Origin of the sequence: Paractinoplanes atraurantiacus, assembly GCF_900215205.1 — a bacterium.
Taxonomy (GTDB): domain Bacteria; phylum Actinomycetota; class Actinomycetes; order Mycobacteriales; family Micromonosporaceae; genus Actinoplanes; species Actinoplanes atraurantiacus.
This window is the reverse complement of record NZ_OBDY01000050.1, coordinates 12,595-25,637: the sequence shown is the minus strand read 5'-3', so window position 1 is coordinate 25,637 and position 13,043 is coordinate 12,595. Positions and strand designations below refer to the sequence as shown.

Here is a 13,043-nt window from a genome sequence, read left to right as displayed (position 1 = left end):
TGCCAAGATGAGCGGATGACGAGTGCGCGGCGCCTGGTCTCGGCAACGTCCGTTGTGGTGCTGGCCCTGGCCGGCGCCCTCACCGCCACGCCGGCCTCGGCCGCGCCGCCGGGAGACCCGGACACGCCCTGGCGCATGCGGCACTGGCCGCAGACGCAGCCGTGGCAGGTCGACGAGGCGGCCGCGCTCAGCGGCAAAGGCAGCGGGCCACAGCCGGTCGATCCGCAGCGCTACGAGCTGCCCGACACCATGACCTGGTCGGACTACAAGCCGATTCCCGGCACCGACTGGGCCGACCCGGCGGTGAAAGGGTCGGAGCGCAACTTCAACGGTGCCCTCGTGCTCGTCGACTACCCGAACCAGCCGTTCGTCGTCACGCAGCCGGCCAACTCCACGATCTACGGCAACCCGTCCGGCGTACAAAATCTGGCCCGGTCCGAGGTTCCCCAGTTCTATCGGGACTTCCTCAACAAGCCGGGCAAGCTCAACCGCGGGCACACCATCCACGAATACTGGATGGAGGACTCGAACGGGCGGTTCGGCATCGAGCTCAGCTCCTTCGGCGTCTACCAGATGCCCTCGGACAGCCACGAGTACGGCATCGAGGCTCAGATGCAGCGCGGCCAGGGCTGCCCGGCCGGCGACGTCTGCAACCGCAACCTGCGCACCGACGCCCGCGCCGCCTGGGTCGCCGCCGTCGGTGAGGCCGAGGCGGCCAAGTACGACTTCGTCTTCTTCCTCTCGGCCGGGCAGGACGAGTCGGCCACCTGGCAGGAGTTCGGCCCGATGAAGTTCACGACCAAAGAGGACGTGACCGATGAGTGGGGGCCGCCGGACGCCGCCCTGCCCAACTGGAACGCCACCCGCTACGTCGACTGGACCTCGTGGCAGGCCTCGGCCAACATCTGGCCCAACGCCACCCAGGGCAGCTCGCTGCAGGCCGAGAGCTCGGGCATGTCGACCTACGCGCACGAGTTCAGCCACATCCTCGGCGTCGGCGACAACTACAACAACCCGTACAGCGTCCCGGCCCGCCGCGACTACAGCGGCCCCTGGGAGATGCTCAGCCGCGGCACCTTCAACGGTCCCGGCGGCCCGCACAGCCGCTGGCTGATCCCCGGCACCTCGGGTTCGTCGATGGGCGCCCAGCACATGCTGCGCAACAAGATGAAGCTCGGCATCGTGGACGACGTGCTCCAGCTTTCCCGCGCGGCGCTGGCCGAGTCAGGCGTCGTGGTGACCCGAGTGACCGCTCGCACTGTCGACCAAGGACGACCGGGCATCAACGTGGTCCTCGACGGCGGCGATCTGAGCCCCGCCTGCGACACGGCCACCGACCCGTTCTGCGACGGCGGCGGCTACGACAACTACACCCTCGAAGTCGTCGACCGCATGGGCTTCGACTCGTTCACTCCCGACTCCGGCGTCCTGCTGGCCAAGACCAAGAACGCCGACGCGGCACCGTTCATCTGGACGATCGACGCCAACCCGCAGGACATCGACAAGGTCGACTTCGTTCTGCCCGACGGCACACCCCAGAAGATGACGATCGGCGACTACCGCCAGCTCTCCGACGCCCTGTTCCACGCCGGGACAAATTCGGGGAGCGCTTTCGAGTACGTCGACACGGCCAACCGCCTGCACTTCTACATCCTGGACCGCAAGCGGGACCGCAAGGGTGTTCTCTCGTACGAGGTGGCGGTGCGCTCCCTCGACGGCGCCGGCCCGGCCACCCGCGGCGTCCGCGCCTACCCCGACACTGCCCGCGCCGACCGCACCGGCTGGGCCCGCTGCACCATCGGAGTGCGCAACACCGGCCGGGCCGCCGACGTCTTCCGGGTCACCGCCCCCAACGCCTCACTGCCCCGCACGGTGATCGGCGTCGCGGCCGGGAAGACCTCGTCGGCCGAGGTCTGGCTGAAGGACACCCGCCGTACCACCGTGACTCTGACCTCGGAAAGCAACCCGGCGGTCAAAGCCACAACCTCCTGCACGTCCCGGAAGTGAGATGGCCGGTCAGCCGGCCGCGGGCAGGGTGGCCGCCGGCGCTCACCAGGGCCAGCGCCGCGACATCGGGCACGGTGCGGGCCGATCCGCTGATCCGGCTCTGGCGCCGCCTCCGCCGGCGCCCTGGGCGCCGTACACGCTGTCGTTCCAGACCACTTCTCCCGTACGGGCGTTGCCCTGCCCCAGGACCAGCCGCGTGCCACCCACCGCGGTGACGAACGGTGACACCGGATAGGACAGCGTGGGCGCCGACACCGTGGCCCCGCACCCGGCGCGACGGCGGCGACCGTCTGCAGGTCCAGCGAGGCCTCCGGGTCGACGTTGGTGATCGGACTGCCGGCGTTCAGCGGCCACGCCTTCTGCCCGGCCTTCGCCACCTCCGGGGTGTTGGCCGACGGCGCGCGGGAACCGTCGCTCGCCGGGTCGTAGACGGCGGCCTCACCGGCCAGCAGGGTGGTGCCGGCCGGCTCCAGCCCGTCGGGGATCCGGCTCGGCAGCGCGTAGGCGTCGAACGGGTCGGCGGCCGAGCCGGCCTGCTGGGCCAGGGGCACCCCGAGCGCCTTCTGCCACTGCGCCGGCGTGCCGGTCAGCCGGGCCAACAGCCGGGTCGGATCGACCGCGAACCCGATACCGAGCCCCGTCACCGCAGCGCCGACCCGCGCGATGTCCTGGTCGGTGGCGCCGAACCGCTGGGCGGCCTGGCTGAGCGGGACGAATCGGCGATATCCCGCGCCCGGTGTGGCCGCCGTGACCGCGGCCGCCGCGAGCGCCGCCGGTTCGTACGGCAAGGCCAGGTAGAACGTCACCACGCCGGGCTGGGCGGTCACCAGGTGAACCTATGCTGCCGACGGTCGTTCGCCGCCGGCATCCCCCCACCAGGGTGACTGGCTCCGGGGCCCGGGGATCACGCGGGCGGGATGTTGTGGTTGACGCGGAACAGGTTGGCCGGGTCGACGCGGCGCTTGATCTCGGCCAGCCGGGTGTATACCCCGGGCGCGTAGGCGAGGGCGGCCGTCTCCGGGGCGGCGTCGGCCGCGAACATGAAGTTCAGGTAGCGGCGGCCGGTCGACCACGGCGCCAGGGCGTCGATCAGCCGCTGCTCGTAGGCGTGCAGGGCCTCGGCGTCCGGCGGGCCGCCGGCGGCCACCAGGAAGACGTTGTAGAGCGTCTCGTCACGGTTGCCGACGGCGTTGGGGCTTTCGGGGGTACGGCTGAGCGCACCACCCAGGTGCCGCACCTCGGCCAGCACGAGCGGGGAATCGGCCTCCGGTCCGGCGTACCGCAGGATCGCCTCGACCGCCTCGGCCGGAAGCTCCCGCAGCAGGGCCGCGTGCTCGTAGATCGGCAGCGGGTCGACCGGGTCGTTGTGGACGGCGGCGACCGCCGCGTACGGCATCGGGCCGACCGCGTCGATGATCGGCGTGCCCAGCTCCCGGAACGGCGCGACCAGTGCCTCGCCGTCCGCCGGCGAGCCCAGGTAGGCGATGCGCAGGTGGGCGACGAGCCGGTCGCGCAGCGGCTCGGGCACGAACGGGGCCGCCGGCAGGTGCAGCAGGCCGACCGAGGCCGACATCTCCTCCGGCACGTCCCGGGTCCACTCGCGGAACCGGTGCAGCACCTCGCCGGCCAGCTCGCCCGGGAAGAAGATGCCGCCGCCGTAGAACGTGGCGATCGGGAACACGGTGAACTCGATGGCGACGACGACCCCGAAGTTGCCCTTGGCGCCGCGCAGCGCCCAGAACAGGTCGGGGTCGCTGTCCGCGGTGACGTGCCGCAGCTGCCCGTCGGCGGTCACCACGTCCAGGGCGGTGACGTGGTCGGCGGCGTAGCCGTACTTGCGGCCGAACGGGCCGAGGCCACCGCCGAGGGTGTAGCTCACCACCGTCACGGTCGGGGACGAGCCGTTCAGCGCGCCCACGCCGAGCTTGCCGGCCAGCTCGATGAACTCGGCCCAGCGCACGCCGGCCTCGACCCGGGCGGTCATGGCGTTCTCGTCGATGGCCAGGCCGGTCAGCCGGCGGGTGGTGATCAGCACCGAGCCGGCCGACGAGACGGAGGTGCCGTGGCCAGCGCCGAGAATGGCGATCGGCAGATCGTGAGCGGCGGCGAAGCGTACGGCCCATTGAATGTCTTCGGCATTGGCCGCGCCGACGACGACGGCCGGTGTGTGCACGGCGGTGAGGTTGTACGCCGGGAGTTCCTCCGCGTAGCCCTCGTCGCCGGGCTGAAGGACGGGACCGGCGACGGACGCGCGCAGGGCGGCGATGTCGGCCGGGGGAATAGCGGTGGACGGAAACGTGCTCATGTAACGGCCTTTCGAGGCGGGCCGGCACTGACGCCGGCCGCAGGAGGTCCATTGAGCGGCGCCCGGTTCGACGAAGAGTTGACAGAAGGTAGATGCCCAGCTCACGACCGGCTTCAATGGGGCACGTGACGGGGGGACTACGCGATGACGCTGCGGATTCAGGTGCTCGGCCCGGTGCGGGCGTGGGCGGGCGACGAGGAGCTCGATCTCGGCACGCCGCAGCAGCGGGCGGTGCTGACCGCGCTGGCGCTGCGCGAAGGGCGACAGGCCACTTTGGAGGCGCTGATCGACGCGGTGTGGGGCGAGGATCCGCCGCGGACGAGTGCGCTCACCCTGCGGACGTACGTCTCCCGGTTGCGGCAGGCCCTCGGCGCTGACGTGATCGCGACCGTCAACGGCGGCTACCTGCTGCGGCTCGGCCCGGGAACTCTGGACCTGGCGGACTTCACGGCGGCGGTGGCCCGGGCCCGCGCGGCGCGGGAGGCGGGCGAGCAATGCCGGGCGGCGCAGGCGTTTCAGAGGGCCGACGGGATGTGGCGGGGCCCGGCGCTGGCCGACGTGCCCGGGCCGTACGCGGCCGCCCAGCGGGTCCGGCTCGACCGGGAACGGCGTGCCGCCACCGAGGAACGGCTCGCGCTCGACGTCGAGTCGGCCGGCGCCGCCGCCGCGGTCACCGAGCTGAGCGCGCTGGTCGAGCAGCATCCCCTCGACGAGGGCCTGAGCGCGCTGCTCATGGTGGGGCTGTACCGGACCGGCCGGCAGGCGATGGCCGTCGCCGAGTTCCAGCGGATCCGGGAGTTGCTGGCCGACGAGCTCGGTCTCGACCCGGGCGCCGCGCTGCGCGGCGCCTACCAGCGGATCCTGGCCGGCGAGCCGGCTTCGCGACCGGACGACCCGGCCCCCGCGCAGCTCCCGCCCGGCATCCGCGACTTCGTCGGGCGCGCGGATCTGATCGACCGGGTCACCGACCTGCTCGTGGCCGACGGGCTCAGCGCGCCGGCCGTCGGCCTGGTCGGGCTCGGCGGGGTGGGCACCAGCACGCTGGCCGTCCACCTCGCCCACCGGCTGCGGGAGCGGTTCCCGGACGGGCAGCTCTACGCCGACCTGCGCGAGGACCGCGGGGTGCTGCCAGGATTCCTGCGCGCGCTCGGCGTGCCGTCAACGGAGGTCCCGGACGATGCGGCGTCACAGGCCGCGCTGTGGCGGACCGTCTCGCACGGCCGCCGCCTGCTCGTCGTGCTCGACCATGCCCGTACACCCGGGCAATTGAAGGTGTTGTTGCCGGCCGGAAGCGGGAGCGCCGCGATCGTCACGGGCAGCCGCCGCCTGCCCAGCACGTCGGTCACGCGATGGATCTCCGTACCGGCCTTCGACCCGGACGACTCCGTCGAGCTCTTCCGCCGGGTCGCCGGCCGCGACCGGGTCGACGCCGAACGCGAGGCCGCGCTGCGGTTCGCCGCCGCCTGCTCCCACCTGCCGCTGGCGGTGCGGCTCGGCGCCGAGCGCCTCGCCGCCCGCCCCAGCTGGTCGGTCGCGGCGATCGGCGACCGGCTGCGGGTGGAGATGCGCCAGCCGGTCGCCCTGCACGAGGACTGCGTCCGGGTCGAGGCGCCGTTCGAACGCGACCTGGCCGCGCTGCGCGCCGGCGACCCGCTCGCCGCGGCCGCGTTCGCGCGGGTCGCGACGGCCGACGACGACGAGATCACCGTGGCCACCGCCGCCCGGCTGCTCGACGTGCCCGAGACCGAGGCCGAGCGGCGGATGGAGTCGATCGCCGACGCGCACCTGGTCGAGCCGGCCGGCTACCAGCGCTACCGCTACCTGGAGATCGTCCGCTGGTTCGGCCGCCGCCAGGCGATCGCCGCGCACACCCCGGCCCACCGCGAGGCCGTCGTCACCCGCGCGCGACGAACACGCACCCTCCGAACTGTGTGATCGGCGTACGCCCCACCGGCGTACGTTGGCCGGTGTGAACGAGATCTTCAGCGAGCGGTGGCTGTCCGAGGCCGTCGATCTGATGGTGCGGTTGGTCGAGGCGGCCGGAGCGCTGATCATCTTCGTCGGGGCCATGGTGGCTTTCGTCCGGTTCGTCGTGGTCGGCCTGCGCGAGAGGCGCGCGGAGGCGTTCGTGCCGGTGCGGCTGGAGCTGGGCCGGTTCCTCGCGCTGGGCCTGGAGTTCCAGCTGGCCTCCGACATCCTGCGCACCGCGATCGCGCCGACCCTGCGGGAGATCGCCGAGCTGGCCGCGGTGGCCGCCATCCGGACCGCGCTCAACTTCTTCCTGACCCGCGAGATCAAAGAGGAGCGCGACGAACTCGCCCGGCGGGAGCCCGCGCCGTGACCGCGCTCCTCCAGTACGCGTCACTGTTCTGCGTGGCCGCCGGCCTCGTCTGCGGCGCGCTGGTCCTGGCCGTCGCCCGCGACGGTCGCGCCGCGCTGCGCACGGCCCTGGACTTCTGGCTGGCCGCGGGCCTGCTGCGCCTGGCCCTGCCCACCTCGGCCACCCAACTGCTGGCCGTCGTGGCCATCATCGCCGTCCGGCAGGTGGTGAGCCGGGCGATCAGCGCTTCGGCCCGGCCCCGCGACGTTCATCAATAGCCGGAGTCCGGCTCCGCCGCACCGTCCGCCTGTCATCCGACCCCCTCGATCTGCACCGTGTGCACGCAGGAGGAACCCTTCGCCTGGCTGGACCGGTGGCTCGCTCACGAACCGTCGGTGGCGTAGCGGACCAGGGTGAGGACGAGGGCGATCGTGGCGCCGCAGGCACCGCCGCCGGCCACGATGGCCAGAGGCACGGGCACGCCGCCGGCATGGGACAGCAGGCCGGTGGTGGCGCCGATCAGCACGCCCGCGATGAGGGCGAAGCCGATCCACACGGCCCGGGAAACAGTAGGAGCGGTCGTCATCGGGAGGTTCCTTCCGTACGGGAGTGGGTCTTGCTCAACCTTCAGCTCCCGGGAAGGGCCGTTGACAGGCCACTCCAAACGCTGACAACGCTTTACAGAAGTTGACGATCGGCTCCAACCTCGTGATGCTCGGATCACCATGTCAGCCGAGCCCTCCGACGATCACCCGCTGGCCCGCCTGCGGGCGCAGATCCGTGAGCTGCACCTGCACGACGGCGAGCCCAGCACCCGCACCATCGCCGGTCGCACCGGCAAGGCGATCAGCCACACCACGGTGGCGAAGGTACTGCGCGCCCCCACGTTGCCCGCCTGGGGCCAGGTCGAGCTGGTGGTCGAAGCACTGGGCGGTGACATCGAGGCCTTCCGGCTGTTGTGGATCGCCGCACGAAAGGCCGGACCACCCGCTGCGGATACGGTCCCGGTCTTCGAGGCCCCGGTCGACAGCGCGGATGACGATCAGCTGATCAGCCCGGCCGACCGCGGTCGCGCCGCTCGCTTCCTGTTGGTCGCCGGCGGGTGGGATGCGGGCCTCGGCAGCATCTCCACCCTCAACCGTGACCTGGCGGTCGCTCTTGCCGCCGACGGAGCCGACGTGCGGGTCGCCGTTCCCGCGGCCACACGAGAAGAATTGAACTCGGCCACCAGCGCAGGTGTCCGCCTGGTCACCCCGGAGCCCATCCCCGGGATCAACGGCAGACACCTCATGCTGGCCAAGCCGAGGTTCACCGATCGGGACTACCAGCCGGACGTGATCGTCGGCCATGGCCGACAAGTCGGCTCGTACGCCTATGGGCTGCAAAGGCTCTACTTCCCGCGGGCGCGACGGATACACGTCGTGCACACGGACCCCGACCGGCTGGACAGCGCCGAAGAAAACGAGCACCTCACACGCATGCTCGGAGACGCTCGCCGCGAGGTGGAAATCGACCTGGCCGCCACAGCCACCCTCGTGGCCGCTGTCGGCCCGCAGCTCACCGAACTGATTCGGGACCGCTTGCGCCGCCGTCCCGGCACGATGCCCGAGGTCGTCAACCTCGAGCCGGGCTTACACGACTGGGGACAGATGGTGGACCCCCACCATCCGCCCGGGCTTCCGCGGATATTGCTCATGGCGTCTCCCGGGGACGGCATGTCCAAGGAGATCGACATGTTCGTCCGAGCGGCGCGCACCGCGGCCGCGCACCCGCGATTCAGGGATCAGCGCCTCCAGCTGGTCATCCGTGGCATAGCGGCGGAAGACGTCCGCGACCGCATCGGGATGGTGGCCGGCCAGGTTCTCGAGGTGACCTTCCGCCCCTACACGTCCGCCGAGGGGGAGCTGAGTACGGATCTCCGGCAGGCACAGGTGGTCGCCATGCCGTCCCACCACGAAGGGTTCGGACTCACCACGTACCAAGCGATCGCCGCAGGTGTCCCGGTGCTCGTCAGCGTGGAGAGTGGGCTGGCCCAGATGATCGCGTCGATGTTCACCGACGAGGCTCGTCCGCCGGAGATCCTGCCGACGCGAGGCGTGGACGCCGATGTCGAGAAGATCTGGACCACAGCGCTCACGAACACCCTCGCCGATCCTCACCGCGCCTTCCAACGGGCAGCACAGTTCCGCGAGCAGATCGGCGCCAGGGCGAGTTGGGACGCGGCGATCGCTGAACTCCTGGCGCGACTCGGGCTTTAGGTCACCGGGTCGCGGGGTAGCCCGGGATCTGGCGGCGCTGTGTCGCGCTGGCCGCCCAGTGGCCCAGGTCCAGGATGGCCGCCACCACGACCCAGAACCACTCCCAGCCGGTCAGGCCGAAGCCCGGGGTGTACAGGACCACGTAGATCAGGGTGGAGAACGGCAGGAAGATGATGCCGAGCAGCGGGATGATCCACGTGTCGAAGGCCGCGTTGACCAGCGCGGGCCGGGCGATCCAGATGATGAACAGGCCCAGGCGCGGGAAGACCCCGGCGAACAGTGCGAACAAACAGCCCATGGTCTTCGATGATCGGGGCCGGGCCGATGACGGGCTTCACCCGGGCCGGATGAGGACGCCGGGTCGCCCGCGCCGCAGGCTTTGTTCCTGCGATCGGCGCGGGAGGGCTGGGTGGTGCGAGTTCTGCTGTCTCTGCTTCTCGTGGCCTGGCCCGCGTTCGGCACCATCGACACCGGTGGCCAGCACCGGGAGCACGAGCGCATCACCCGCGCCGCCCTGGCCTGCACGAGCAGCACGAGCAGGGAGCCGGTCTGCTTCGAACCGGCGACCATGAACTATCTGGCCGGGCACGACCGCGAGTTCGGCGCCGTCGGCGCCCCCGACAGTGATGAGATGGCGGACCCGGCCGCGCATTGCGACAACGCCGACTACCTGTCCGGCAGCTACCCACAGAGCCATGAAACCGCCGTCGTCGCCCTGACGGACTGTGTCGAGCATCTGCGTGCGGACTTCCGGCGAGGCCTGGAGAGCGCGAAGGATCTCCTCGACGACCAGGGTGAGGTTGTCGCGGCCGAGGTGACGGCCAGTCCTGAGTGCAACCCGAGGGAACGCGAGGAGAGCCGCGCCAAGTGCGCCACGCTGGAGGCGTTCGGCCGGGCTCTGCACGGGGTGCAGGACTTCTACTCGCACAGCAACTGGGCCGACCGGGCCGACCCGTCCCGGCCCATCGGCGACGACAACCCGCCGGGGCTGCACCGGCCGGGGCCGAGCCCGCTGCTCGACCTGCTGGGCGTGACGGCCGGGCCGCCACCGGCCGATTTCACCACCGGCTGCTATGTCCTGCAGGACCAGGTGCCCGGCGCCGGCGTCTGCCAGTTGCGGATCACCCACGCCGCCCTCAACAAGGACAAGGGCCTGATCGACCCGGTCAGCGGCCGGGCCACCGAGCCGGGTACGCCGCGCGGCCAGGTGGCCGACAATTTCGCGGACGCGGTGGCGGGGGCGATCGCCGAGAGCCGCCGTCAGTGGCGGGACTTCCGGACCGGGCTGACCGACCGCTACGGCGCCGACCGGGCCTCGCGGATGGTCTGCGCCCTCACCCACGACGACCCCGAGAACGACTGCCATGGGCCGCGCGTGCCCCGGGCCGTCGTCATCGGCATGGCGCTCGCCGCCGGCGCCGTGCTCTTCTGGCTGGCGCGACGGCGACGATCATCCTGACAAAGGATGTCAGGTATACGGCCCTAGCCTCACCGCATGGCGAACGACTTCGATTTCCTCATCGGCACCTGGACCTCCAAGCAGCGGCGCCGGCGGGAGATCCTCGCGGGCAACGACGAGTGGTACGAGTTCACCGGCACCACCCGCTGCTGGAGCGTCCTGGGTGGCCACGGCAACATCGACGAGGTCGAGCTGCCCGAGCTCGGCTACACCGGCCTCACCGTACGGATCTTCGACCCGGCCACCGACCTGTGGTCGATCTACTGGGCCCGCACCGACATCGGCCTCGCCCTGCCCCCGACCGTCGGCCGCTTCGAGCCGGACGGCGTCGGCCGCTTCTACGACGACGAGGAGTGGAACGGCCGCCCGATCCGCGTCCGCTACCTGTGGACGATCGCCTCGCCCGACTCGTGCCGCTGGGAGCAGGCGTTCTCCACCGACCGCGGCGAGACCTGGGAGACGAACTGGGTCGCCGACTTCACCCGGGCGACGCCGATCTGAAAGAGCCTTGCAGGTTTCCCGGCGCCGCCCTAGGATCTGAAAGAGTCTTTCAGATCGGAGTGCCGCCGTGCAGGAACGCCGCCCCCAGCTCACCGACCCCGCCGTCGTCGACGCCCTGGCCCACCCGGTGCGGCTCGACGTGCTCGGCTACCTCATGTCGTCCGGCCCGGCGACGGCCTCCGCGTGCGCGCGGGCCGTCGGGGACACGCCGTCGAACTGCAGCTACCACCTGCGGGTGCTGGCCGCGCACGGCCTCGTCGAGCCGGACGACTCCGGTGACGGGCGCTCCCGCCCCTGGCGGACCACCCTCACCGGATTCACCGTCGGCACCGAGACCGACGACTCCGAGGCCGGCGTCACCCGCGTGCTCGCCGCGGCCGTGGAGCTCGACCACCACCTCGCCCGCGAATACCTGCGCCGGCAGCCGGAGCTGCCGGAGCAGTGGCGCGAGGTCGACTCGCACGCCAGCTTCGGCCTGTCCCTGTCGCCGGAGGAACTCGCCACCGTGCTGCGCCGCATCGACGCGGTGGTGCGGCCCTACCTCGCGCCCACCCGGACCGACAGCCCGGAGGACGCCGAACACGTACACCTCTCGCTCATGGCTTTTCCCCGGCCGGGATTCGGGCGGTGACCTCGTCTGCGCTGGCGGTGCCGGCCTTCCGCCGGCTCTGGATCGCCGGCCTGGTGTCCGACGCCGGCGACTGGCTGATGTTCATCGCCCTGCCGCTGGTCGTCCTCCAGCTGACCGGGTCGGCCCTGGGCACCTCGTTCGCGTTCCTGCTCGAGCTGGCGCCGCCCGTGCTGATCGCCCCGCTCGCGGGCCGCGTGGCCGACCGGCTGCCGCGCCGCCTCGTCATGGTCGTCGCGATGCTCGCCCAGGCCTGTTCGCTGCTGCCGTTGCTGGCGGTGCACGACCGATCCGACCTGCCGATCCTCTACGGCGTCATCGTCGCCCACGCGAGTTTCGCCGCGTTCTTCGAGCCCGCCAAGAACGCGATGCTGCCGGCGCTCGTCGGGCCCGGCCGGGCGGTGTCCGCGAACGCCTTGGTCGGCCTGAACAACGACCTCGGGCGCCTGGCGGGCGGCCCGCTCGGCGGTGTGCTGCTCGCCGTCGCCGGGCTCAGCGGCGTCGTGCTGGTGGACATCGCGACCTATCTGGTCGCCGCCTCGCTCGTCGCCACCCTGCCCCGGGAACGCGCCCGGCCGGCGGTACGACCGGCCGGCCGGCCGAAAAGCGGCCCCGCGGTCCGCGCACCGATCGTGGTGGCCTTCGTCGCGGCCGTCGCCCAGGGCCTGTTCCTCCTGCTGTTCGTCTTCTTCGTCACCGACATCCTCGGCGGCGCCGCGGCGGACGTCGGGGTGCTCCGCGGCGTCCAGGCCGTCGGCGCGATCGCCGCCGGCGTCGTGCTGGGCATGCTGGGCGCCCGCCTCGACATCGTCCGGCTGACCATCGCCGGCAGCATCGTCTTCACCGTCCTGACCGCGCTGACGTGGAACCTGTCGTTCCTGACGCACGCGATGCCGGTCTACGTCGTCCTCTTCGCCATCATCGGTGCGCCGGGCGTCCTTCTCGGCGCCGGCCTGACGAGCCTGCTGCAACAGGCCTCGGACGACAGCCGGCGTGGCAGCGCCTTCGCGGCGTTCGGCCTGGCCCAGGCCATCGGCCAGGCGCTCGGCCTGCTCGCCGGCGGCCTGTTGCAAAGCGTCAGCGGCACCCTCCCGCTGCTCGAGGCCCAGGCCGGCACCTATGCGGTCGCCGCGATGCTGGCGCTGATCCTGCTCCGCACCACCGGTCGCCGTCAGAACGCGAGCCGCTCAGCGTCCCCGGTCAGCGCGACCAGCCGCTCCTCATCGACCGGCGGGATCGCGTAACGCCGTTCCCGAATGGTGGCCAGCAGTTCCGGCGGCAGGGTGACGTGGTGACGGCGTACGTAATAAGAAAGATCTTGACGCCAGAGCCAGTCGCCGTCCGTCATGATCGACGACCCGCTGAGAATCTCCTGCTCAGGATCGAGCACGTCCCGCTCGACGTCCATCATGTCGATCAGCACATAGCCGTTGTCCAGATACCGGGTCACGAGCTCGGCGTCCTCGATCGGCCCGGCCCCGATGTTGTCGGCGATGCTCTCCACCGGCTCCGGATGCCGAGTCTGGCCGAGTTCTGCGAACATGCCGGCGGTCCGCACGGACGGG

Annotated in this window: 13 protein-coding genes; 9 read left to right on the top strand and 4 right to left on the bottom strand. The window is 71.6% G+C overall.

All coding sequences use genetic code 11. The features are described from left to right. Positions 1–15: 15 nt before the first annotated feature. Positions 16–2,007, top strand: coding sequence for a M6 family metalloprotease domain-containing protein (locus tag CRP55_RS49665; RefSeq protein ID WP_097329108.1), 1,992 nt, complete (start codon positions 16–18; stop codon positions 2,005–2,007). A gap of 904 nt (positions 2,008–2,911) precedes the next feature. Here CRP55_RS49665 and CRP55_RS49655 read toward each other — a convergent pair. Beyond that, positions 2,912–4,312, bottom strand: a complete 1,401-nt coding sequence (locus CRP55_RS49655) for an FAD-binding oxidoreductase (protein WP_097329106.1) — start codon at positions 4,310–4,312, stop codon at positions 2,912–2,914. Between the two features lie 144 nt (positions 4,313–4,456). Between CRP55_RS49655 and CRP55_RS49650 the strand changes: the two genes are divergently transcribed. Genes CRP55_RS49650 through CRP55_RS49640 form a run of 3 tightly spaced genes read left to right on the top strand, consistent with a single transcriptional unit; the run spans position 4,457 to position 6,910 of the window. Then, a complete protein-coding gene (locus CRP55_RS49650) occupies positions 4,457–6,247 on the top strand; it encodes an AfsR/SARP family transcriptional regulator (RefSeq protein WP_097329105.1) in 1,791 nt (596 codons plus the stop codon). Between the two features lie 34 nt (positions 6,248–6,281). Further along, the gene (locus tag CRP55_RS49645) at positions 6,282–6,653 is read left to right on the top strand and encodes a DUF1622 domain-containing protein (RefSeq protein WP_097329104.1); all 372 of its coding nucleotides are present in this window, start codon (positions 6,282–6,284) and stop codon (positions 6,651–6,653) included. Then, a complete protein-coding gene (locus CRP55_RS49640; protein ID WP_097329103.1) occupies positions 6,650–6,910 on the top strand; it encodes a hypothetical protein in 261 nt (86 codons plus the stop codon). The genes CRP55_RS49645 and CRP55_RS49640 overlap by 4 nt, the downstream gene beginning before the upstream one ends. 104 nt (positions 6,911–7,014) lie before the next feature. Here the strand turns inward: CRP55_RS49640 and CRP55_RS52645 are convergent, their stop codons facing one another. Continuing rightward, positions 7,015–7,218, bottom strand: coding sequence for a hypothetical protein (locus CRP55_RS52645; protein WP_143235520.1), 204 nt, complete (start codon positions 7,216–7,218; stop codon positions 7,015–7,017). 139 nt (positions 7,219–7,357) lie between these two features. Between CRP55_RS52645 and CRP55_RS49635 the strand changes: the two genes are divergently transcribed. Next, positions 7,358–8,890 (top strand): glycosyltransferase family 4 protein, encoded by a 1,533-nt coding sequence (locus tag CRP55_RS49635; protein WP_097329102.1) that lies wholly within the window; start codon positions 7,358–7,360, stop codon positions 8,888–8,890. A 1-nt stretch (position 8,891) separates the two neighbouring features. Here CRP55_RS49635 and CRP55_RS49630 read toward each other — a convergent pair whose 3' ends face one another. Next, a complete protein-coding gene (locus CRP55_RS49630) occupies positions 8,892–9,188 on the bottom strand; it encodes a hypothetical protein (RefSeq protein WP_179855699.1) in 297 nt (98 codons plus the stop codon). Between the two features lie 111 nt (positions 9,189–9,299). Between CRP55_RS49630 and CRP55_RS49625 the strand changes: the two genes are divergently transcribed. The 4 genes from CRP55_RS49625 to CRP55_RS49610 all read left to right on the top strand — a co-directional run bounded on the left by CRP55_RS49625 (position 9,300) and on the right by CRP55_RS49610 (position 12,722). Then, positions 9,300–10,349, top strand: coding sequence for a CinY protein (locus tag CRP55_RS49625; RefSeq protein ID WP_097329121.1), 1,050 nt, complete (start codon positions 9,300–9,302; stop codon positions 10,347–10,349). Positions 10,350–10,385: 36 nt separating this feature from the next. After that, a complete protein-coding gene (locus CRP55_RS49620; protein WP_097329101.1) occupies positions 10,386–10,850 on the top strand; it encodes a hypothetical protein in 465 nt (154 codons plus the stop codon). A 67-nt stretch (positions 10,851–10,917) separates the two neighbouring features. Then, positions 10,918–11,481 (top strand): winged helix-turn-helix domain-containing protein, encoded by a 564-nt coding sequence (locus CRP55_RS53755; protein WP_097329100.1) that lies wholly within the window; start codon positions 10,918–10,920, stop codon positions 11,479–11,481. Beyond that, positions 11,478–12,722, top strand: coding sequence for an MFS transporter (locus CRP55_RS49610; RefSeq protein ID WP_179855698.1), 1,245 nt, complete (start codon positions 11,478–11,480; stop codon positions 12,720–12,722). Before CRP55_RS53755 ends, CRP55_RS49610 begins: the two co-directional genes overlap by 4 nt. On the opposite strand, the gene CRP55_RS49605 is transcribed toward CRP55_RS49610, so the two are convergent. Continuing rightward, positions 12,650–13,036, bottom strand: coding sequence for a hypothetical protein (locus CRP55_RS49605; RefSeq protein WP_097329098.1), 387 nt, complete (start codon positions 13,034–13,036; stop codon positions 12,650–12,652). The two genes, CRP55_RS49610 and CRP55_RS49605, sit on opposite strands and share 73 nt — an antisense overlap. Between the last annotated feature and the right edge of the window lie 7 nt (positions 13,037–13,043).